At 39.1% G+C, this 22,238-nt stretch carries 19 protein-coding genes and 1 pseudogene; 14 read left to right on the forward strand and 6 right to left on the reverse strand.

Annotation, left to right across the window (positions count from 1 at the left end):
* Nucleotides 1-17 precede the first annotated feature (17 nt).
* Nucleotides 18-1,163 (reverse strand): MFS transporter, encoded by a 1,146-nt coding sequence (locus tag ACZ5YP_RS07260; protein ID WP_464835074.1) that lies wholly within the window; start codon nucleotides 1,161-1,163, stop codon nucleotides 18-20.
* Nucleotides 1,164-1,278: 115 nt separating this feature from the next.
* Nucleotides 1,279-2,346: a formate--phosphoribosylaminoimidazolecarboxamide ligase gene (locus tag ACZ5YP_RS07265; RefSeq protein WP_464835075.1), complete on the reverse strand. Its 1,068-nt coding sequence runs from the start codon at nucleotides 2,344-2,346 to the stop codon at nucleotides 1,279-1,281.
* A gap of 102 nt (nucleotides 2,347-2,448) precedes the next feature.
* Here ACZ5YP_RS07265 and ACZ5YP_RS07270 point away from each other — a divergent pair, with 102 nt between their 5' ends.
* From ACZ5YP_RS07270 to ACZ5YP_RS07330, 13 genes and pseudogenes are all read left to right on the forward strand, one after another.
* Nucleotides 2,449-3,159 (forward strand): phosphoribosylaminoimidazolesuccinocarboxamide synthase, encoded by a 711-nt coding sequence (locus ACZ5YP_RS07270; protein ID WP_464835076.1) that lies wholly within the window; start codon nucleotides 2,449-2,451, stop codon nucleotides 3,157-3,159.
* Between the two features lie 12 nt (nucleotides 3,160-3,171).
* Entirely contained in the window at nucleotides 3,172-4,431 is a 1,260-nt protein-coding gene (locus tag ACZ5YP_RS07275) for an amidophosphoribosyltransferase (protein WP_464835077.1), read from the forward strand.
* Entirely contained in the window at nucleotides 4,428-5,936 is a 1,509-nt protein-coding gene (gene purD / locus ACZ5YP_RS07280) for a phosphoribosylamine--glycine ligase (RefSeq protein ID WP_464835078.1), read from the forward strand. The genes ACZ5YP_RS07275 and purD overlap by 4 nt, the downstream gene beginning before the upstream one ends.
* A complete protein-coding gene (gene purT, locus ACZ5YP_RS07285; RefSeq protein WP_464835079.1) occupies nucleotides 5,933-7,162 on the forward strand; it encodes a formate-dependent phosphoribosylglycinamide formyltransferase in 1,230 nt (409 codons plus the stop codon). Before purD ends, purT begins: the two co-directional genes overlap by 4 nt.
* Before the next feature lie 5 nt (nucleotides 7,163-7,167).
* Nucleotides 7,168-7,582: pseudogene (purE, locus tag ACZ5YP_RS07290) on the forward strand (5-(carboxyamino)imidazole ribonucleotide mutase).
* A complete protein-coding gene (gene purS / locus ACZ5YP_RS07295; protein ID WP_464835080.1) occupies nucleotides 7,583-7,855 on the forward strand; it encodes a phosphoribosylformylglycinamidine synthase subunit PurS in 273 nt (90 codons plus the stop codon). It begins immediately after the preceding pseudogene.
* Nucleotides 7,833-8,525 carry a phosphoribosylformylglycinamidine synthase subunit PurQ gene (purQ, locus tag ACZ5YP_RS07300; protein ID WP_464835081.1) on the forward strand — a complete coding sequence of 231 codons (693 nt, stop codon included), beginning with the start codon at nucleotides 7,833-7,835 and terminating at the stop codon, nucleotides 8,523-8,525. The genes purS and purQ overlap by 23 nt, the downstream gene beginning before the upstream one ends.
* A 1-nt stretch (nucleotide 8,526) precedes the next feature.
* Entirely contained in the window at nucleotides 8,527-10,710 is a 2,184-nt protein-coding gene (gene purL / locus ACZ5YP_RS07305) for a phosphoribosylformylglycinamidine synthase subunit PurL (protein ID WP_464835082.1), read from the forward strand.
* 3 nt (nucleotides 10,711-10,713) lie between these two features.
* Nucleotides 10,714-12,123 carry an amidophosphoribosyltransferase gene (gene purF / locus ACZ5YP_RS07310; protein ID WP_464835083.1) on the forward strand — a complete coding sequence of 470 codons (1,410 nt, stop codon included), beginning with the start codon at nucleotides 10,714-10,716 and terminating at the stop codon, nucleotides 12,121-12,123.
* A 6-nt stretch (nucleotides 12,124-12,129) separates the two neighbouring features.
* The gene (locus tag ACZ5YP_RS07315) at nucleotides 12,130-13,146 is read left to right on the forward strand and encodes a phosphoribosylformylglycinamidine cyclo-ligase (RefSeq protein ID WP_464835084.1); all 1,017 of its coding nucleotides are present in this window, start codon (nucleotides 12,130-12,132) and stop codon (nucleotides 13,144-13,146) included.
* Nucleotides 13,124-14,239: a formate--phosphoribosylaminoimidazolecarboxamide ligase family protein gene (locus ACZ5YP_RS07320; RefSeq protein ID WP_464835085.1), complete on the forward strand. Its 1,116-nt coding sequence runs from the start codon at nucleotides 13,124-13,126 to the stop codon at nucleotides 14,237-14,239. Before ACZ5YP_RS07315 ends, ACZ5YP_RS07320 begins: the two co-directional genes overlap by 23 nt.
* 19 nt (nucleotides 14,240-14,258) lie before the next feature.
* Entirely contained in the window at nucleotides 14,259-15,626 is a 1,368-nt protein-coding gene (gene purB, locus ACZ5YP_RS07325; RefSeq protein WP_464835086.1) for an adenylosuccinate lyase, read from the forward strand.
* 73 nt (nucleotides 15,627-15,699) lie between these two features.
* A complete protein-coding gene (locus ACZ5YP_RS07330; protein ID WP_464835087.1) occupies nucleotides 15,700-16,974 on the forward strand; it encodes a hypothetical protein in 1,275 nt (424 codons plus the stop codon).
* A 317-nt stretch (nucleotides 16,975-17,291) separates the two neighbouring features.
* Here the strand turns inward: ACZ5YP_RS07330 and ACZ5YP_RS07335 are convergent, their stop codons facing one another.
* The 4 genes from ACZ5YP_RS07335 to hypA form a co-directional block, all read right to left on the reverse strand.
* On the reverse strand, nucleotides 17,292-18,488 hold the full coding sequence (locus tag ACZ5YP_RS07335) for a PLP-dependent cysteine synthase family protein (RefSeq protein ID WP_464835088.1): 1,197 nt from the start codon (nucleotides 18,486-18,488) through the stop codon (nucleotides 17,292-17,294).
* A gap of 279 nt (nucleotides 18,489-18,767) precedes the next feature.
* The gene (locus ACZ5YP_RS07340; RefSeq protein ID WP_464835089.1) at nucleotides 18,768-19,739 is read right to left on the reverse strand and encodes an alpha/beta fold hydrolase; all 972 of its coding nucleotides are present in this window, start codon (nucleotides 19,737-19,739) and stop codon (nucleotides 18,768-18,770) included.
* A gap of 20 nt (nucleotides 19,740-19,759) precedes the next feature.
* The gene (locus ACZ5YP_RS07345; protein ID WP_464835090.1) at nucleotides 19,760-20,491 is read right to left on the reverse strand and encodes a P-loop NTPase; all 732 of its coding nucleotides are present in this window, start codon (nucleotides 20,489-20,491) and stop codon (nucleotides 19,760-19,762) included.
* Nucleotides 20,484-20,876, reverse strand: coding sequence for a hydrogenase nickel incorporation protein HypA (hypA, locus tag ACZ5YP_RS07350; protein ID WP_464835091.1), 393 nt, complete (start codon nucleotides 20,874-20,876; stop codon nucleotides 20,484-20,486). Before hypA ends, ACZ5YP_RS07345 begins: the two co-directional genes overlap by 8 nt.
* A 57-nt stretch (nucleotides 20,877-20,933) precedes the next feature.
* Here hypA and ACZ5YP_RS07355 point away from each other — a divergent pair, with 57 nt between their 5' ends.
* Nucleotides 20,934-22,220: a hydroxymethylglutaryl-CoA reductase, degradative gene (locus tag ACZ5YP_RS07355; RefSeq protein ID WP_464835092.1), complete on the forward strand. Its 1,287-nt coding sequence runs from the start codon at nucleotides 20,934-20,936 to the stop codon at nucleotides 22,218-22,220.
* Nucleotides 22,221-22,238: the final 18 nt, after the last annotated feature.

Below are 22,238 nucleotides of genomic sequence, written 5' to 3' on the forward strand. Positions count from 1 at the left end.
AATTATAGATCGAGGGTTTATTCATGTTCTTTTCGATATCTCAGGTTTCTATAGATTGTGAATATAAGGGAGAATCCGAGAAAGAACGATATTCTAACTAGGTAATCAATGGTGTTTTCAAGTGGTTTAATTGTATTTAATATTATTATGAGAACTCCGGCTAAACTATTAATAGATGCTAGAAAACCAGTTGCTGTTGCCTCGTATTTATTTGTATTTCTCGATAATATAGCATATATACTCGTATCGTAGAATGGATATATTGGAATCAACCATAGAAGGATGTATAGTATTGGAGGGGTAAATGGGAGAACTAGAAATAATACTAGATAGGAGGAGAGAGCAGTCAACAACAATTTTTCTTCTTTTCTATTATCAACCAGTCTACCCGCTATAATTCTCGCTGGTGTACCAGCGAGTACTGGTATAGTTCCATAAAATAAACCGTAAAACAGCCTTGAATCAAAACTCTTGTTTAATATGGGTAGCTCTCGTATTTTATAATCTAGTAGAATAGAAGTCATACTTGAAGCTATCGACAAACCAATAGATGAAAAGAGTATAATTGGTGCAAACCAGTGTAATTCACTAAATACTGTTTTTAGAGCTGAGATTGGAGTAGTATTCTCTCTTTCCTTTCCACTATAACCAATAATGACTAGTAGTGAGCTCAATGCATAGATAGTACTCAGAGTAGTTGAAAACAAGTAGTTTCCAAGATAGTTAAATAAAGGCCATGCTATAAGTGCACCTATCCCCCAACCCAATCCCATGCCTAATCCCGCTACAGAGTACTTTGAGCCTATTCTAGCTCTATCTTCAATAATACTGCTCATCGCGAATGTAAAAACCAGCCATGAAAACAAATTGAATAAGCCCACGGAAACCACTACTTGACGCCAATCAGTAAGTGTAAATATATGGAAAAGAGGTATTACGCCAAGACCTCCAATAGCCATTAATACCCTTCTACCAATAGAGTCTCCTAAAGCACCCAGCATAAATGAAAACAAGGAAGGAGTATACTCCGCGCCAATTAGGTAAACCACCATCCAAGCTCCATATAAGTCGACACCAAAGTATGGGCGTGATATAGTATAGTACATACCATACACTACTTCAAGCATACTTAAACCAAGCACCATTACTAGAAATTTCTTCATAGTACTTACACCATTAGTCTTCTCGTTTCCACTGCACTGTGTTTGCTAGAAATTTATTGTATGTAATACGTGTATTATAAAGGATAAGAAATGCATGGTTTGAAAGAGAGATAAACTACGTTACAATTTTATTTAATTCTCCCCGCTCCACTGCTAATTTTACTTCTCTCGCTATTCTCCTACCTGTACTCATTGGTTCATTCCAGTATAGGTATGAGTATGGGCTTCCATTCAAGTATAGGTTTGTTCCAGCCACTATTCTACCAGAGAATTCGAATACCTTTATATTCATATTTCTGTCAATTATGCTTTCTAGACAGAATGGACCTATAATTCCAGGTGGTAGTTTCTCCTGCGTGGTTTTTACGAATTTTAAACCCATATCTAGTATTGCCGGGAGGAGGCTTTCTCTCAATACGAGTGGGATGTTACCAACAACTGTAAATGTTGGTTCTAATCCGAGTTCTACGGTGAAGTTCTGTGGAATTCTCTTTAATCCATCTATATCAGATTCGTATCTAATGTCGGCACCGAGTATTTCAAGTCTGTTGAGTATTGGACTATAGAAGTAGTGGTAGTATGCTGTTACACCAATAATGTATTCTTGTATAATTGCCTCTCTCGGGTCTCTAATAACACCTTGAGATACTAGTTTATTTAGTTTCTCTATTACTTCACTCGGTTTTTTCGCGATGAAATAGTCTTTTCCACCTTTTGCACCAGGTAGTTTAACAATTACTAGTTTATCGAATTCCTCGCCTAATTCGTAACTTCTCGGTATTGGTATGCCGGCTTCTTTTAACAAATTCATTTTGGCTTGCTGACTAGCTTCAACCTGGAGGAGGCTTCTCAGTCCAAATATGGGTATGGGTAGATTTAAAGCACAATCTAATCCAACATACTCCACGTAGCTTCCATGTGGGATGAAAACAGTGTTTTCACTTTGTAGCTCGTTTACAACTTTCTCACTACACAGTTCTCTCCAGTGGTCGACAACAATGTACTTATCTATTATGTGATTAAATTGCTTGTAAAACCACAATCTATTCTTTAAAACAACCAGAATTGTTTTAAATCCTTCTTGTTTAGCACCATGTACTATTTGAAGCGAGCTGTGGCTCGCAAGAGTACCGATAGATATTTTGTCAGAATCGTATTTTAAAAGTAGATCATCTATAAACATGGCCAATCATCTCAACACGCCCAAACTTTTAATATATAGTTGGGTGGGATTTAAATAGTAAATATATAAATTCAATCCTTTTTACAAATTAACGTGGGAGCAATGAATTCTCAAATCTATTATGAGGGGAAAAGCAAGCGTATTTACATAAAAAACGATAACGAGTTAATAATGGAGTTTAAAGATGAAGTAACAGCGGGCGATGGCGCTATCCGTGCAAGTGCTCCTGGCAAGGGAAAACTCTGTGCAGCTACATCTGTATTTTTATTTAAATATCTAGAAGAGAAAGGAGTTAAAACCCACTTACTAGGCTATGATGGTGATAGACGACTAGTAGTTAGAAGATTAAAAATTATTCCAATAGAGGTAATAGTGAGAAACTATGCGTATGGATCGCTATTAAAGAGAATGCCCATGTATAAACAACTACAACCCTTAGACCCACCACTCATAGAATTCCACTATAAAGACGATGCTCTCCACGACCCGTTAATACTCGTAGATGATATTTTGAGAACAAATATAGTTACACGTGAACAACTAGATCTAATCGTTGATATGACTATGAAAGTAAATAGTGAATTATCAAAGCTCTTCTCGTCCAAGAAACTAACACTAGTAGATGCAAAATTCGAATTTGGATTCTACAATGGAGAAATATATCTAGCTGATGAAATAAGTGGAGACACTATTAGAGTAATAGATGATCAATCGAGACATTTAGATAAAGAAGTTTTCAGGAGGTCTAAAAGCGTCGATGAATTATTGAAAGCCTATAGTGAACTAGCCCTTAGACTCGGCATACTAGGATAGAGAGGTGATTTTATGCCGGGCCTCCTCTCTGTTTTTTCATTTGAGCCTGGATGGCCACTATATGTTTATGCAAAATATGGATTGCTTACTCTACAGAATAGAGGAGAAGAGAAAAAGATCTTGTGTATGAATGCAAATAGTGGAGTCGAATGTAGAGATCTCTACGAGTGGTCTTCAACAAAGAATATAAGCAATGGTTTTATAGCTGGGGTTTTCAATAGCGTAGACCTAGATGGCTACATATACTGGAATGATAAACTAGCTGTAATAACCGATAGAAGATTCAAGGAAATCAGTGAATTAGCGGATTCTATAGAGAAACTAATTAGTGAAGACGCATTGTGGAGAAGCATTGAAAAAGTACTGAGTGATTTCAATGGTAAAGAAATACCTAGTTTTATAGCTATAACGAAGAATGGAGATGAAGTAATTTATAGATCACCTCTTGGATTAACACCGCTTTCAATAGGCGGGTATGGATTCGACTTGTTGATTGCCTCTTCAGAGTCTTCAACGATAGAAGTATTAGATGCAGATGTAAGACGATATTTAAAACCAGGCGAAGGAGTAGTTGTTTCAAGAAATTATCTAAGGTTTTTCCAAGTAGAACGGTCTCGAATCTGGAAGATCTGTGCATTTGAACTACTCTACACTTCAAGACACGACTCACTTATTGATGGTATAGGAGTTTATGAATTTAGAAAAACACTTGGAGCAAGACTGTCTAGGCAACTACAAAGTGAAAACATTGATATAGTTCTCGGTGTTCCAGAGACAGCTATTCCCTACGCTATTGGATTAGCACAAGCCAGTGGTAAACCATTTGAACAAGCCTTTATCCCCACACCCGTTAGGAGTAGATCCATGCTTAAAAATAATCCTCTAGAGAGACTCATAGCAATACATCTAAAACTAAACCCAGTTAAATCAGTGCTTGAAGGCAAAAGAGTAGCCGTTGTCGACGACAGCATGGTAACAGGTGCCACACTAAAATCTGTATCGCAAATACTTAGAAATAGAGTTGGTGTTAGAGAACTCCACTTATTTATCGCCAGTCCCAAAATAATAAAAGAATGCCCATATAGGATTTTCGAGTTTAACAAAGACTGCTTAATTTCAGCGAACTTGGATGATGAATTACTTAGAAAATACCTAGAAGTAGACAGTGTAAACTGGTTGGATTTAGAGTCGCTCAACGATGTAGCTAGAATGTATAATTGTAAACTATGTGGCTCGTGCTTTGGAAGAGAAGTTCTAGGTGTAGACCAATGAAAATACTCCTTGTTGGCTCAGGTGGAAGAGAACATGCATTAGCAAAACTACTTTTCAACAGTGCGTTGAAACCAAGATTATTCGTATTAGCAGACTACGTCAACCCCGGATTGAAGAGAGAAGCTGAAGCTAGTGGTGGAAAACTCTATACTGGCGATACAGTAAACCCGTTAGAAGTGGCTAGAATAGCTGATTTGGTTTCACCAGATATAATAGTTGTAGGACCCGAAGAACCACAATTTACTGGAGTAGTAGATTTACTAAGAGAAAAAGGATATTCAGTATTTGGTGCTCTATCCAAGACTTCAATGATAGAACGTAGCAAGGTGTTTGCTAGAACTCTAATGTGGAAGCATAGTATTCCAGGTAGGCTATACTTTAAAGCATTTAAAAACCTCGAAGAAGCCTATGAATACCTAAAACACGCTGGAGATGTTGTATTAAAACCAGCTAGACAAGCTGGTGGTAAAGGAGTTAGAGTAATAAGAGATACACGTGCCTATTTAACCAGTGATAAAACAGATGTAAAAATACAAGCTGCATCAAAAATATTCGATGAATTATCTAGGTATCAAGACATAGAATACAAGATCATTATAGAACAAAGAGTTGAAGGAGTTGAATATACTGCTCAAGTTATAACAGATGGATCGAGTATTCTACCACTACCACTAGTACAAGACAATCCACACGCATTTGAAGGAGATCTAGGGCCTGAAACAGGCGGTATGGGTGGTATTTCAGGGCCGGGATTCCTCCTACCCTTTATAACAAGCGATGAATTCAATACCACAATTGACATTATTCAAAAAGTACTTAGAGCGCTGGAAGTAGAAGTGGGCGAGAAATACACGGGTGTAATAGCTGGACAAATGATGCTGACTCCTATCCAGGGTCCAACAGTAATAGAATTCTATAGTAGATTTGGAGATCCAGAAATAGGTTGTTTAATACCACGAATAGAAAGCGACTTTCTAGAAATAATAGAGAGAACAGTTAGTGGTAGACTAGCTGGTGCAAAACTAGAAGTTAAAGACAATGTAGTAAGTATTGTAAAAGCCGTAGCACCCGTAGGATATCCAAGTAGTAGAAAAGAAGCTCTAGGTCACCCAGTAAGCATTAATGAAAAAGCAATAAACGAACTAAAATGCATCGTATTATATGCAAGCGTAGAAGAAGTAGGCAGTGTACTCTACACAAAGGGGTCAAGGGTTTTCGAGATAGTTTGTTATGGAGAAAACTATAACGAGGTATATAAACGCTCACTTATCGCGCTAACCCATATTGAATCACTAGATGGCTGGCCTCTCTTCTATAGGAGAGATATAGGTTCACCAGAACAAATAAACGAGAGGATAAAACTAGCTGAGAAAGCAAGACAAACATATACATATAGAGCTAGCAGAGGCCTGGTCAACGAGAGTATTGTCTGGATTCCAGGTAAAGGAGTAGTAGAAAACATGCTTTTTTCTACTCTAACTAGTTCTCGAGGTGGGTTTGAATGAAACAAAGGGATTGTATAGGTACACCTCTATTTGAATCCTCTACAAAAATCCTCTTACTGGGTAGTGGAGAACTAGGAAAAGAAGTAGCCATAGCGGCACAGAGACTCGGTATTGAAGTAGTAGCAGTTGATCGATACGACTGGGCACCGGCAATGCATGTAGCACATAGAAGATACGTAGTAGACTTAATGAATCCAGAAGCAGTTAAAGCCATTGTTAGAAGAGAAAAACCCGACGCTGTAATTCCAGAAATCGAAGCAATAGCTGTCGATGCACTATTAGAACTAGAAGAAGAAGGATTTGTAATAGCACCCAATGCTAGAGCAGTTAAAATAGCAATGAATAGAATAGAATTGAGGAAATATGCATCTAGAGAGTTAGGACTACCAACAACAAAATACGAGTTCGCTGAAAACCCGGAGGAAGCAGTACTAGCATGTGAAAAAATTGGATATCCATGTCTAATAAAGCCCGAAATGAGTAGTAGTGGACATGGACACGTAAAGGTCTTAGAGCCATCTAGACAGAGAGTAATTGAAGCCTACGAATATGCAATTAAACACTCTAGGGGTAAGAGTAGAAGAGTTATTGTCGAAGAATTTGTTGATCTAGAAGCAGAGTTCACGGTTTTAGCATATAGATACCTAGATGAAGGAGAGGTTAGAGTGGAATACTGTGATCCAATCGAGCATTGGAGATATGGACAATACCACTACATAGAATCGTGGCAACCATCAAATAGAAGCTCTAATATATTATCACAGGCCTCTGAAATAGCTATACGAGTAGCAAACGGGCTGGGTGGACTCGGTATATTAGGAGTTGAAGTCTTTCTCACCAGAGATGGTAGAATATTGTTTAGTGAGGTCGCTCCTAGACCACACGATACTGGAATGGTGACAATGGTTACACAGGAATTAAGTGAATTCGATATTCATGTAAGAGCAGTTCTTGGTCTACCAGTTCCAAAACCAAGAATTATATCCCCAGGTGCTAGTCTAGCTATATATACAGAACGAGAAAACACGTGGTCTCCTAGAATATGTGGATTATCCAAAATCCTTGCGACACAGGGAGTAGATATTAGAATATTTGGTAAACCATCAACCTACAGCGGTAGAAGAATGGCCGTTCTCTTGGCAAGGGGTAATAGCGTTGATGAAGCACTAGAAAAACTACGTAGAGTTGCTAAGTTAATCACGATCACGATCACTCCTCCGAGGTGAGTAGCATGGCCTGCAAGGGAAAAGTAAGTATAATCGTGGGCAGTCAAAGAGACCTATCATACGCGGAGAGAGCTGCTGAAAATACTCGAAGAACACAGAATAAAATACGAAATAATGGTTCTAAGTGCACATAGAAATCCCAAAGAACTAGAAAAATACATTGAATCAAGCGATGCAGACATATTCATTGGAATGGCTGGACTCGCCGCACACCTACCAGGATTTATTGCATCTCGAACAAATAAACCAGTTATAGGAGTACCTTTAAACGTAGCACTAGGTGGACTTGACTCTTTACTGAGTATTGTTCAAATGCCAAAGGGTGTTCCAGTAGCGACAGTAGGAATAGATAATCCGGAAAACGCTGCCTATCTCGCTATAAGAATTCTCGGTTTATGCCTAGAGAAAGAGGTGAATTAAATGCCTTTGTTTAAAGTAGGGGTGGTTGTTACATATAAAAGAGAGTTAAGAGACCCGGAAGGAGAAACGATTAGAAGAGATCTATTGTTGAAGACGGGATATGATCGAGTAGCCAGTGTGAGAACCGGTAAATATTTTGAATTCTACGTTAATACTAACTCTCCCGAAGAAGCACTTTCATACATTAAAGAAATGTGTAGTAAACTCAGGATCTTCAATCCCATAGTTCACGTCCTAGAGGTTGTTAATATTGCCGAGGATAGCAGTAATTAAATTCCCAGGTACAAACTGCGACGAAGATGTTGTAAATGCATTTAAGAGAATTGGATCTAGCGTAGAAGCTAAAGTAGTGTGGTATAAGGAATTCAATGAAAAAGATTGGGATGCGATTATAATTCCCGGCGGCTTCAGCTACGGTGACTGGTTGAGAGCGGGAGCTATAGCGGTGAGAACCCACACAATGGAGAAAATTAGAAGAAGCGTCGAAAAAGGTATCCCGGTACTAGGTATTTGTAATGGTTTTCAAATCCTTGTCGAGGCCGGTTTACTACCAGGTGCTCTATTGCCTAATGAACACGGCAAGTTTGTATGTAGATGGACCAGAACAGTTATTGAAAATCCAAAAGGCCCCTGGTTAACACTAGCTAGTAGCGGTGAAGAATTAGATATGCCGGTTGCACATGGAGAAGGAAGATTCTATATTGACTATGAATCATATAGTTTACTTGAAAAAGAGAGCTCTATATTGAGGTATATGAAAGGATATAACCCGAATGGAAGCATCTATGATGTCGCTGGAATAACATCTCGTGATGGATTGGTTTTTGGATTAATGCCTCACCCAGAGAGAGCAGTGGGGCGTGAACTCGTACCACGAGGCTTCAATCCCGGTGGAGAAGTAGTCTTTAGGAGTATTGAGTTCTCGTTGAAGAAGGGGTGGTAGAATGCCTCTTACCCCCGAGGAGATACAGGAGATAAGAGAAATCCTTAAGAGAGAGCCTACACTCGAAGAACTAGCAATGTTTGAAGCACAATGGAGTGAGCACTGCTCGTATAAGAGTAGCAAGCGATTATTGAAACTACTACCCACAACAAGTAAACGAGTAGTTATTGGACCCGGGCGTGATGCACCAGCTGTTGAAGCATTTCCAGGTATACTAGTTGTTCCAAAAATAGAGAGTCATAATCACCCATCAGCTGTAGATCCATATAATGGAGCAGCCACTGGAATAGGTGGCGTTGTAAGAGACATATTGACACTTGGTGCAAAACCAATTGCTCTACTAGACCTCTTATACTTCGGCGAGCCTGGAGAACCCCATTCATCATGGATAATTCGCGGTGTTGTCAAGGGTATTAGCGACTATGGTAATAGAATAGGAATTCCAACAGTCGCGGGAGACGTCTGGTTTGATAAATCATTTACTAAACAACCACTAGTCAACGTAGGCTGTATTGGATTAGCACGAAGTAGTGAATTACTTGAGGGTGTTGTAAAACCAGGCGACCTCGTAGTTATAATAGGGAATCCAACGGGTCGTGATGGATTACTAGGAAGTAGTTTTGCATCTAAACCATTGGCTGAAGATACAGATAGTGATATAGGTGCTGTGCAAATAGCAGATCCACTAACAGAAAAGTTGCTAATAGATGTTATTGGTGAATTAGTGAAGAGTAAACTAGTAAACTACATTAAAGACCTTGGAGGTGGTGGTTTAACAACCGCTATTAGTGAAGTAGCAGCAGAATTCAATCTCGGTGTAGAACTAGAACTCGACAAGCTACACCTACGACTAGATTTAACACCACTTGAAATACTTGTCTCCGAGAGCCAGGAGCGAATGATGTTAATTATAGATCCAAGAAACCTCGGCGAAGTTGAGAAAATACTTGCTAAGTATGAATTACCATATAGTGTAATTGGAGCGTTTAATACTACTGGTAGAATTACTGCGAGATTTAAAGGACGAGTAGTTGCAGATGTTCCAGCTAGAGAACTAGCCAAACCAAGAAGTATGAGAAGGCCGTCTAAACCACCACTAGAAGCACTTAGAGGTTTAACGCCGATAAATGATCTACCGAGAGTAGACCCTGTAGATGCATTGTTAAAATTGATTTCTTCACCCAATGTCGCATCTAAAAAGTGGATTTACGAACAATACGACCATGAAGTCGGAGCAAGAACCGTGATTAAACCAGGATTTGGAGACGCTGCAGTACTCAAAATTGACGCTACTGATCCAAGAGGTATAGCTGTAAAGGGAGATGCTAATCCAAGATATACTAGTCTAGATCCATTTAATGGAGCAGCAAATAGCGTAGCGGAATGCTATAGAAATATCATTGCAGTAGGAGCACAGCCAATAGCTATTGTAGACGAATTGAATGCAGGAAACCCAGAGAAACCCGAACACTACTGGTATTTCGAAATGATGTTAAAGGGAATTGCATGGATGGCAGACGAGCTGGGAATACCGGTTGTGGGTGGAAAAGTCAGTTTCTACAACGAGGACCACATGGGTAGACAAGTAAAGCCAACTACAACAATTATTGGTGTCGGCGTAGTAGAAGATGTCTCTAAAGCTTTAACAATGGAGTTTAAACACTACGGTTCACCAGTAATGGTTATTGGAGTAACATACACTGAAATAGGCGGTTCAGAATACCTTTACAGAGTTTTTGGTTTAGAAACTGGTGAAATACCGAGACCAAGGCCCTCTTCGGAGATCCGTAATGCAAAATATCTAATAGAACTAGTAAAGAGAGATCTTATCCTCTCAGCACACGATATTAGTATAGGAGGACTAGGAGTCGCACTAGCAGAGATGAGTGTTCTTGGAGGTATTGGAGTAGAAGTAGATTTAAATAGTGTTCTATGTAGAGGGTGTGAAAGAGAAGATGAAATATTATTCTCAGAAACCCAGGCTAGATATATAGTTGAATTAAAACCAGATAAAGCACAGATCGCTTTGAAGCTCGCCGAGAAAATGGATATTGATGCAAGAATAATAGGTTATACCATTAAAGAACCCGTAGTTAGATTCAGAGCACATCAATCCCTCATTGAAGTACCGTTAGACAAACTCTCCCAACTATACTACAATGCATTTGAAGAGCAACTGGGATAATGTATGTGTGGAATAGCTGGTTATGCTAGCGGTAATCACGTTGATTTAACGAGTGCAATAGATGTTCTTCTATCACTACTAGTAGAATTACAACATAGAGGACAAGAGGCCACTGGAATAGTACTACTTACAAAAAACGGAGAATTTAGACAATTACATGCAAGAAGCCTGGTTTCAAACCTACTATTTAAAACCGATGTAATAAGGGAAAAGAGCGAAGAAGTATTCGCCGTATTAGGACATGTCAGGTATTCAACTACTGGTGGATACTGGGATAGTGTTGTACAACCCATTATAGTTGGAGATGACGACTTCAAAGTAGCTCTAGCATTTAATGGAACTATTCCAAATCATAAAAGAGTAATGGAGCAAGTGTGCGGTATTGAATGCCATGGAAAAAATGTAAAATCAGATACAGAATCACTCGCACTCTCTCTTTACCATGTAGCTAGAGAATTTAAAAAAGACGTTGTAGAGGGGTTGAAGGAGCTGTCGAGATACATTATTGGAGGATATAGTGTCTTAGTGGCTACATCAGAGCCGAGAATTATAATTGCTCGTGATCCATGGGGCTTCAGGCCACTAGCATACGCTCTTGAAGGAGACGAATTATACATTGCATCGGAGACCGGTGCCCTTACAACACTTGGAATTACGAATTGGAGGGAGGTTGAACCAGGAGAGATTATTTCATATGATGGTAAGTCAATTGAAAGAACTAGTTTCCCCGTGAAAAGAGAGCCCGCACCATGTATTTTCGAATATGTATACTTTAGCAGGCCCGATTCGGTGTTTAATGGTATAAGTGTATACAATGCGAGGTATAGAATGGGAGAGATCCTTGGAAGAGAATTTCCAGTTGAAGGAGACATTGTAGTGCCCGTACCAGACAGTGCGCGTATTGCTGCTCTCGGTTATAGTAGAGCAACGGGTATTCCAATAGCAGAGGCTTTAATCGCCAATAAATACATCGGAAGAGTATTTATCAACCCTCCAATTACACGGTTAAAACTCGCTGTATTAAAATATGGAGTAGTACAAGATATAGTAGCGGGCAAGAGAGTTGTGTTAATAGATGACTCTATTGTTCGTGGAACTACAATGAAGTATTTAATATCCAAGATTAGAAAGAGTGGTGCACGTAAAATCCACGTCCGTATATCAAGCCCTCCCTTTAAATGCCCGTGTTTTATGGGTATAGACGTTGCTTCGCGTTTAGAACTAGCTGTTTGGAGGGCGAGGGGTATCGATGATATTCGTAGAGAAATAGGCGCTGACTCATTGAACTATAATACCCTAGATGGACTAGTGAAAGCAGTTGGACTTTCCCGGGTTTGCCACGCTTGTTTTTCATGTTCTTATCCATTCAACGGTGTGACCATGGAAGAACTCGAAGAAATGGTTAGAAGGTGAGATTCTATGTCTGTAAACTATGCAAAAGCGGGAGTAGACTTGTCTAAACACAGAGAAATGCATAAAATAGCATTGAAGACCATAGAAGAAGTAGCCGAAAAACTGGGAGCCAAACTGGGAGGAATAAGTGGATTTGCACCCCACGTTTTACTAGGAGGTAGTGAACTAGCACTCCACGTAGACGGTGTTGGTACTAAAACCATTATTCTACAAAAACTCGGGGCCCTAGAAGTCGCTGGATGGGATTGTATAGCAATGAACGTCAACGACTTAGCATGCGGGGGCTTTAAAACCATTGCAATATCAGACTATATAGCAATAGGGGAATCTAATCCCATACTATTTGAACAAGTAATGAAGGGTTTAGCTAAAGCCGCCCTCTACGTTAAAGCTCCAATTATCTCGGGTGAAACAGCCATTCTACCAGGACTATTGAATGGAGTGGACGTGGTCTGCTTTGCAATAGGTGTGAAACATGCACAAATACCCGGAGTTGCCGGCGAGGGAGATGTAGTAGTTGGTGTAGAGAGCTGGGGGCTTCACGCCAATGGATTTAGCTTGGTGAGAAAGATCATTGAGGAGAAAATAGGGCGGTATGATGCAGTAATAGATGGACTAGACTTGGCTAGAGAACTCACAAAACCAACAGCCATATACCACGACCTCGTGTTAGAAGCTGGTAAACGTGGATTAATATCATCTGCTACACACGTAACTGGAGGGGGCTGGAGCAAGGCCAAGAGGGCGCTTGGAGAAAACCTAGATATGGTTCTCAAGCCTCCACGTCCACCCAGAATATTCGAGTTTTTATCGAGTATTGGAGGAGTATCCATTGATGAAATGTATAGGGTTTTCAATATGGGGATTGGATTGATTTTAACTACTCGCCCAGAAAACCTAGAACACCTCGTACAACTCATACATCAAATGGGTTTTAACCCTCATGTTTTAGGGCGGGTTGTTCCTGGTAGTGGATTAATCCACTTAGAGGTGGAGGAATATGGAGTTAAAATCCAGATTTGAACCCCGCGAGTTGTTGAAAGGATATAATCTACAGTCAATATCTATCTCTGCAATAGCTAGTCATTCAGCACTAGACGTATTCGACGGTGCGAAAGACGAGGGGTTTAAAACCATAGCAGTTTGTGAAAAGGGGAGAGAAAAGACGTATCTAAGATTTGATCGAGTAATAGACTACACTATAATACTAAATAAATTCTCTGAAGTCGTAGAACCCAATATAATCTCAGATTTAAGGAGTAGAAACACTATTTTCATACCAAATAGAAGCTTTGCCGTATACGTTGGATATGATGCTATAGAATCAAAATTCAATATTCCAATATTTGGAAATAGATATCTATTGAGATATGAAGAGAGAACAGGAGATAAAAACTACTATAAACTACTTGACGAAGCAGGGATTAAAAGACCAAAAACCTTCACTAGTATTGAAGAAGTAGATAGACCAGTAATAGTAAAACTCCCTCACGCTAAAAAACGCGTAGAACGAGGTTTTTTTATCGCTATTGATAGAGATCAATTATTTAAAAAAGCTAGATTACTAGCGGATAGAGGAGTAATAAGATATGAGGATTTATCTAAAGCCTCAATAGAAGAACTAGTTATTGGAGCCCACTTCAATGTAAACTACTTTAACTCTATTGCACGTAGAAGACTAGAAATACTCAGTATTGATAGGAGAATACAGAGTAATCTAGACGGCTTTCTAAGGCTGACAGCTGATATTCAATTGGAGTTAAAAGACTACGTAGATGTAGAAATGATAGAAGTTGGACACGTACCAGTCACTATAAGAGAGAGTCTGCTTGAAAAACTATTTATTGCAGGCGAGAAGTTCGTAGAAGCTACTAAGAAGATTGAACCACCAGGCATTATTGGTCCATTCACACTCCAACTACTTGTAACAAAAGACCTAGAGATAGTAGTATACGATGTATCTCCAAGAATTGGTGGAGGAACAAATGCATACATGGGTATTGGAAGTCAGTATAGCAAGCTATACTTTGGTAAACCAATAAGTATGGGTAGAAGAATAGCTATCGAGGTAAAAGAATGCTTGGAATTCAAGTGCTTAGAAGAAGTTATAACCTAGTTTAGATCGGGGTGTGTGTATGAGTAGCCAGCCACATATATCCTCAATATGTCCGTTTGAATGGAGGTATGGATCAAGCGAAATGAAAAGAATCTTCTCCGTGAATTCCCTTATCGAGAAATACATACTCGTCGAAAAAGCCTTAATATATGGTCTGGCTAAAGCTGGAATAGCACCCAGCCACTGTATAGAAGTATTTGAAAAGTGCTCTGAAACGGTTACACCGGGAGAGGTTTATACTAAAGAAGCCGAAATAGGCCATGATATAGCTGGTCTAGCATACCTACTCGGAGAGAAGTGTGGTGAATGCGGGAGATACGCCCACTTAGGAGCAACTAGCTACGACATCGTCGACACTGCATGGGCCCTTGTATTTCGAGAAGCTCTTGGACTGGTATCCGAGAAGCTACTCCGAGTTATTAATAGATTAAAAGAGTTGACAGTAGAATACAGGGATTTAGTAATGGTTGGTAGAACACATGCACAACACGCTGTCCCCATAACAGTTGGATTTAAATTCGCTAACTACGTGTATGAATTTACACGTAGTTATGAGAGAATATGTGATTTAAAGAAAAGATTAATCAAAGCGAAAATGTCTGGAGCCGTTGGAACAATGGCTGGATGGCTTGGAAAAGGATTAATAGTCGAAAGAGGAGTATGCGAGCATCTAGGTCTACCACCACACGAAATATCTACTCAAATAGCACCAAGAGACGGTTTTGCCGAACTGGTTTCAACACTAGCAATACTAGCTTCCCAACTAGACCGATTAGCCCTCGAAGTAAGAGAGCTTTCAAGACCAGAAATAAACGAAATCTACGAAGCAACAAAAAGAGTTGGTAGTAGTACTATGCCACACAAGAGAAACCCTGTTACAGCTGAGAGAATATGTGGTTTGGCTAAAATTGCTAGGTCGCTGGTTGTGGCCGCACTAGAAAACATTCCACTAATGCATGAAAGAGATTTAACGAATAGCAGTAGTGAAAGAGTATTAATACCACACGTATTCCTCGTAGTAGACCAAATGCTAGAAGATACATTGAAGCTATTGAATACTATATACATTGATAGAGAAGCAATAAAGAAAAACCTCGAGTTAACACGCGGAGCTATTATGGCCGAAAGCGTCATGGTGAGACTTGTATTAAAGGGTATGGCGAGGCATGAAGCCCATAAACTATTAATTGATATAACGAGGAATATGAAGCCAGGCGAAACACTGAAAGAAGCACTATTGAGAAATGAAGTAGTATCCAAATACCTATCGCAGAGTGAAATCGAAGAAGCAGTAGACCCAGAGAAATACCTAGGTAACATCAATGAATTAATAGAGAGAACAATGAAATACGCTGAAGAGGCAATTAGAAACTGTAGTAGTTCATAATATGTTATTCAATGATTCGTTTAATAGAAATTTATTAATACCAATAAATCAATAATGTCAATTGGTGTAAGTATTGACTAGAATCGTTATAGCTTATTTTGCAACCAAACTACACGGTGAATCCTACTATAACAACCTCTACGAGATCTTTAAAAAACACGTTTCAAAAACAGGTATTGTAGTAGAAGCTACTCAACCAATAACAAGTGTCGAGGAAGCGAGATCGCTTGGAGAAAAATATAGAGAGTATTTCCCAGTATTAATATCGCTCACGGGTGGAACTAGTAAGCTAATGTATGAATTTGCAAAAGCAACTGGTTCTCCAAGAGTATTATTGATTGGACACGGAGACCATAACAGTCTTCCATCAACTATTTCAGCGAGGTCTAGACTAGACTCTGATGGAGTATATACTTGGATTGAACACTGTAAGAGACCCGAGAGCCCTGAGTGTGGTTCAATAGTAGAAAAAACATTGATTATTGCAAAAACAGTTTCTTCACTACTAGGTTCAAAGATACTATTAATAGCTGAAAGAGAGGAGAAACCCGATGAAGCAGAAGAATTAGAAGCTCTTCTAGGAGGAGTAGTAGATGTTGTTTCAATGGATACGATAGCTTCAAAACTAGGCGAGGCGGATACAGCTCTAATAGAGAGCTTTTACAAATCACTCGAGATATACGAGTTCACTATACCCAAAGACAGCTTGGAATATGTTGCTAGATTTTACGCTATTGTAAAATCCATGGCGGTAAATAATGGATATAAAGGTATAGCAGTAGATTGTTTTCCATACCTAGTTAAATATAGAGTAACACCTTGTTTAGCACTCGCAGTATTAAATGCAGAAGGTGTTGTTGTAGCTTGCGAGGGCGACCTTGGATCACTATTACTAATGATGATTTATAAAGAGTTAACCGGGCTCACCGGCTGGATAGCAAACGCCTCTGTGTTCCGTGGAAATAAAATATACTTCTCTCATTGCACAATAGCTACAAACATGATTCTAAGTGGAAAGATCGTAACGCACTTTGAATCGGGATATCCCTATGCACTGAGTGGTAGACTAGTACCATCAACATATACACTGGCATCAATTAGTAGAGACTACTCGATTATAATGGGAGGACTGGGAAAAATAACGACTAGTGGACTACTCTATAATACAATGTGTAGAACACAGGCTATTGTAGAACTAGACTACGATGTAGAAGAACTACCATTATATCTCCCAGCAAACCACCACGTACTAGTACCAGGAGATATTAGAAGAGAACTTAAAGCGGTAGCCTGGCTACTAGGAATAGACTATGTAGACTACAGCAAAGTTGTCGGTAGTAAAAAATAATTAAAGTTTTTCAAGTAGTATCCTCTATATTGAGAAACCATTATATTTGCAGAAGTATACGTGTTTTTCTCCAGGTATTCTGTAAACCTGGTAGGTGCATGCCTTCCCTTCAAATGACTAGTCTCGATTTCTATCTATAATATTTCTAGCCCTTCTTTTTTGTTTTAGTGTTTTTATTTGCTTGTCTCCACGTAATCAATTCCATGGTTTCAGATATATTTATAGTAGTGGTTACTATTGTAGTATTGATTATCTTATCTTTATTTAATTTTAAGACTATTCCTCTATTAAAGAATGTGACTTTTAGTCGTGGATTACTAGAAGTTTTGATAGTCTATGCATTTCTCTATTAGCTCAACGTATTTTAAACCATGATCTGGTAGTATGGCTACTACATCACCTTCATCTATTACTCTATCTTTGATTGCTTTTGAAACAGCTCTTAGAACAGCCCCGCTACTCAAACCTACAAGTATTCCATTGTTTCTAGCTGTGATTATAACCTCTTCGAGGGCTTCTTTGAGATCCACTTCGTATATCTTGTCTATTTTAACCATGTATACCCACTTCATGCCTGTTTCTACTCTTCTGAGACCAGGAATTATCTCTCCACGTGCTGGTTGTACACCTATTATCTTTATGTGTTCTCCATACTTGTTTTTAAAGTAGTGTGATAGAGCCGATAAATGACCTGATGTACCTAGTCCTCCAACAATAGCCGATAACTTTAACCCTGCACTCTTAACTTGTAAATCCAGTTCTTTTGCAGTATACCTCAAGTGTGCTTCGAAATTTAAATCGTTTCCGAATTGATTAAGGAAGAGTGCTCCATCTCTCAATGCATCATTTTCAACATCTTTGAGTAATTCCACGGTAAGTAAAGCTTTTTTCCTCACGACATCAGCTCCCATTAACTTGAAGATGTATTCTATGCATTGCTGTGTTGTTAATGGTAGATATATACGGGTTTTAAATCCCAGGATGTTGGAAAGAGATGCTAGAGCAAGACCCGTATTAGTAGATGTTGCTTCGTAGATAAGTCTGACTCTTCCTAGTTTGTCAATAGTATTCTTTAATATATACCATACTGTTCTATCCTTGATACTACAACTATAGGGATTATACCACTCCAACTTCCCCCATATGCTAATAGACTCCGTAGAAGAGTGTTTAAGTCTAACGAGTGGAGTTGGAAAATTACGGTAAAGTAATTCCAGTGTGTCTTTGAAAACCCTCATTGGCGCTGGATTGATCTCCTCGTAGAAACCCAGCTCTTCCAGGGATATCCTTAATGGTTGATTCACCTCGCCATGGTAAACAACTGGAGCTTTAACACATCCTAACTTCTTCAAGACAGCACACAGCTCGTTATTACCGACCACTCTGCCGGATTCATCAACTACTATAGCACTAGAGACAAAGCCATTTCTCAATAACTCAGCAGATGTCTTTAAAAAGACTTCAAAACTTACATCGTTGCATTTAAGACTATCTAATCTAACGAGTTCAACCATCTCAAACCCCTAATAACATTCTTGTCTCTCCTACCATTATAAAACCATCTTTTAATAGAGAGTATTAATTAATCAATGTATATTTACTCGAGAGATTTCAAGAGAGTATCTAGTGTTTCTATTTTTAAAGCTATAGTAATGCTTCTATTCACACTTATCTAACTCTTTCATTGAATACTCTAATTCTATTGTGATAATCCTATTGATAACTATTTCAAGGCGTCTTCAACTCCCCCGACTTGTAGAAACACGATCTTTAGAGGCATATAATAAAGAGTACTAGTGGGTAGTAAGTATGTATGAATTAATGAATTCTAAAAGTAACTTGTTAAATTCTTCTGGTTTTTCCTCGTGGGGCAGGTGTCCACACTCTTCAATCATCTTCAACTCGGTCTTCGTATATCTAGATAGTTTATTTGTTAATTCTATACTGCTGTCTAGGGGTACTATTTCATCTTGACGTCCATGTATTATTAATACAGGATATTTTATTCTAGAGACTACTCCATCTATACCTGGGAATTCATAGTATTTTATAATCCAATATAGTCCCTTATCCCAGTCTAGTGCGTTTAATGGGTATTTATAGCCTTCTAAGACCTCATTTGTCAACTTGGATTTATTATACCATGCATTATATAGGACTTGTTCTAATTGTCCAACAAGTCCTCTAATTAATAGTGGTCCCAGCTTATTTGATAATGGCGCGTGGAGTAGGAAGTAGGTAGTAATGCCTTTATGTTGTTGCTTCCAAGCTGGTGCTACTAGTACTACACCTTCTACTTGGAAATTACATTTATCTGCAATCAGTAGGGCTAGACCACCACCCATTGAATGGCCTATGATAACTACTCTTGTAATATTTAATATCTCTGCTAGTTTACAAGTAATGTATATACTTCCCTCTACGCTATACGGGTTTATCCCCATAGATCCCGGTGGTTTTCTCTCGGTTAACCCAAATCCAGGTCTATCAAATGCTACTACTCTTCCATACTTTGAAAACTCGTTTACTACATACCTCCATGAGAATGTACTTGCACCAAAACCATGTAGGAGTAGAAACGTTATATTACCGCTTCCTTTTTCCACGTAGTATACTTTTAATCCATCTACTTCGATAAATCCCCCTTCTCCCAATTCTAATTCTTCTACTGGAATACCAACTCTTGGTATTGGGGTAGCATAGATCAATATGAGAGTGGTTAATACTGCTATCAGTATTTTTATTCTCCTGGGTAATCGTAGCACTCGAGACACCTGTGTTAACACTAGCTGAGTTTAGACAGTATGTTGTAGATATAGGTGGCTACGTCGAGTTCGAGAAGTTTCTCCGTGTCCCCTATGGATTCCTCTAGTCTACTAGATTTTGGAATATAGCCTAGATAAACTAGTTTGTTTTCTTCTGCATAGTTCTGCAAACTACCATCTCCCATGTTTTCTAGTAGATATATTTCTCTAAATCCAGCTTCTTTGAGTATTTGGATTAGTTTCTCTATTGAATTCAATGATAGCTTACTCGGCGTTGATACGACTATTGGTTTTGTCTTGTCTTTCAATGTATATAGTAGTTCAACGTGTTCGTCACCTATACCTGGTGGAGTGTCAATGAATAACGAGTGTAGAGGTCCCCAGTTTACAATAGCTAGTATTTCCCATAGAGCATTAACGGCTTCTCTTCCTCTTAGCGCTATTGGTTTATCCCTGGTATATGATACTATTGAGAAATAGAATAGATTATTCTTTACAGTATAGGGTTTAACTCCTTTTTCCTCTTCGTATTCGAGTTCTTCGGGTTTTAAACCTAGAACTATGTGTGTAGATGGATTTACAAAGTCTAGGTCTAGTAGCCCTGTTTTTCTATTCATACTTGCTTCATACAGTGCTAGAAGAGTTGAGATTGTTGTCTTACCTACGCCTCCCTTACTACTAATAACCAAGTATACTCTTTGGATTTCACTTAGATTTTTTATTGCTTTGAGGACACGGGGGTCTCTACTCATAGTTTTCAACCTTTATTTCTCCGAGTCCTCTACCCTTAACTATTTCAAAGTCTATACTTCCACAGTTGGGGCATCTGAAGTAGGCATATATTGATTCTGGGAGGAAGTGTATTGCTTCTCTAATATCTTCGCTTATCTTGGAGGGATCTATACTCCACTGGAATCCACAACGATTACATTTTAACAAGGGTTCTTCTTCGAGAATAGTAAACTCGTTTATTTCTAATCCACGCTCTCTACTAATTTCTCGTAGTGCGAATTCAAGTATTTCTCTATCTATTGATTGAAGAACACCTATTTTGACAACAACCCTCCTCGCCCTTCTAACTCCCTGGTTTTCAATATATAAGAGTATTGACTCTGCAAGAGCCCATTCGTGAACCATTACTTAAACACCGTGTTTAAATTATCGTTTATTGTAAAAATAAACCTGGTGTAAGGTTTGACTGGGCAACAGAAAACTAGTAGAATAGAGGGGTTTTACAAACTCCCCCTTGAAGAAAAAATTAAAATTGTTAAAGACTGGGCCGGGTTAACAGACGAAGAAGTAGCATTACTCTTAAACTTCGGTAATCTCCCACGTGATATTGGCGAGCGAATGATTGAAAACGTTGTTGGAGCAATGTCTTATCCATTCGCGGTAGCAGTAAACTTCTTAATTAATGGTAGAGACTACTTGGTCCCCATGGTGATTGAAGAAGCAAGTGTTGTAGCAGCAGCTAGTAATGCAGCTAGAATGCTTAGATATGAAAAGGGGATAGTGGCCGAGGCCGGTCCCCAGGAAATGATTGGACAAATACACATAGTCAATGTAACAGCTCCACAGGCTAAAGCAGCTAGAATACTCGAACACAAACAAGAAATACTTGAACACGCTGCTCAACAAGACCCGGTTCTAGTCAAATATGGTGGGGGACCAAGAGACCTAGAAGTCAGAGTTGTAGATACTAGAAAAGGCCCAGCTATAATAGTACACTTAATAGTCGACGTGAGAGACGCTATGGGTGCTAACGCTGTAAACACCATGGCCGAGGCAATAGCACCAATACTAGAAAAGCTAACTGGTGGACAGGCTAGACTAAGAATAATTTCGAATTATGCAACTAGGAGAATAGTTAGAGCATGGGCTAGAACACCAGCAGAAAACATTGGTGGATTAGAAATAGCTAAGAGAATAGAAGAAGCAAGTATTCTAGCCGAAGCAGACCCATATAGAGCAGTAACACACAATAAGGGTATAATGAATGGCATTATAGCAGTTGCTCTTGCAACAGCTCAAGACCATAGAGCAATAGAAGCCGGAGCGCACGCATACGCCGCGAGAACAGGAGTGTATAAACCACTAAGCACATGGGAGGTAGATGAAGAAGGCTTCCTCAATGGATACCTCGAACTACCATTACAAATAGGCATAGTAGGCGGTGCTACAAGAGTACACCCCATAGCAAAAATAGCACTTAAAATCCTAGGTGTAAACACAGCTAAAGAACTAGCCGAGGTAATGGCAGCTGTTGGACTAGCACAAAACCTAGCAGCTCTAAGAGCACTTGTAACAGAGGGTATTCAAAAAGGACACATGAGACTACACGCTAGAAACCTAGCAGTAATGGCGGGTGCAACAGGCGAGCTCATTGATAAAGTAGCAGAGAGAATGATCAAAGATGGTAGAATAAGATTCGACTATGCCAAAGAACTAGTAGAAAAAGCATTACGTGGAGAACCAATATAGAAAACACTCTACGGAACC

The organism is Sulfophobococcus zilligii (assembly GCF_055398255.1).

What these genes read in the sequence shown, in the direction of transcription:
- ACZ5YP_RS07260 (WP_464835074.1), bottom strand. Translation starts at nt 1,163, where the DNA reads ATGAAGAAATTTCTAGTAATGGTGCTTGGTTTAAGTATGCTTGAAGTA.
- ACZ5YP_RS07265 (WP_464835075.1), bottom strand. Translation starts at nt 2,346, where the DNA reads ATGTTTATAGATGATCTACTTTTAAAATACGATTCTGACAAAATATCT.
- ACZ5YP_RS07270 (WP_464835076.1), top strand. Translation starts at nt 2,449, where the DNA reads ATGAATTCTCAAATCTATTATGAGGGGAAAAGCAAGCGTATTTACATA.
- ACZ5YP_RS07275 (WP_464835077.1), top strand. Translation starts at nt 3,172, where the DNA reads ATGCCGGGCCTCCTCTCTGTTTTTTCATTTGAGCCTGGATGGCCACTA.
- purD (WP_464835078.1), top strand. Translation starts at nt 4,428, where the DNA reads ATGAAAATACTCCTTGTTGGCTCAGGTGGAAGAGAACATGCATTAGCA.
- purT (WP_464835079.1), top strand. Translation starts at nt 5,933, where the DNA reads ATGAAACAAAGGGATTGTATAGGTACACCTCTATTTGAATCCTCTACA.
- purS (WP_464835080.1), top strand. Translation starts at nt 7,583, where the DNA reads ATGCCTTTGTTTAAAGTAGGGGTGGTTGTTACATATAAAAGAGAGTTA.
- purL (WP_464835082.1), top strand. Translation starts at nt 8,527, where the DNA reads ATGCCTCTTACCCCCGAGGAGATACAGGAGATAAGAGAAATCCTTAAG.
- purF (WP_464835083.1), top strand. Translation starts at nt 10,714, where the DNA reads ATGTGTGGAATAGCTGGTTATGCTAGCGGTAATCACGTTGATTTAACG.
- ACZ5YP_RS07315 (WP_464835084.1), top strand. Translation starts at nt 12,130, where the DNA reads ATGTCTGTAAACTATGCAAAAGCGGGAGTAGACTTGTCTAAACACAGA.
- ACZ5YP_RS07320 (WP_464835085.1), top strand. Translation starts at nt 13,124, where the DNA reads ATGGAGTTAAAATCCAGATTTGAACCCCGCGAGTTGTTGAAAGGATAT.
- purB (WP_464835086.1), top strand. Translation starts at nt 14,259, where the DNA reads ATGAGTAGCCAGCCACATATATCCTCAATATGTCCGTTTGAATGGAGG.
- ACZ5YP_RS07335 (WP_464835088.1), bottom strand. Translation starts at nt 18,488, where the DNA reads ATGGTTGAACTCGTTAGATTAGATAGTCTTAAATGCAACGATGTAAGT.
- ACZ5YP_RS07345 (WP_464835090.1), bottom strand. Translation starts at nt 20,491, where the DNA reads ATGAGTAGAGACCCCCGTGTCCTCAAAGCAATAAAAAATCTAAGTGAA.
- hypA (WP_464835091.1), bottom strand. Translation starts at nt 20,876, where the DNA reads ATGGTTCACGAATGGGCTCTTGCAGAGTCAATACTCTTATATATTGAA.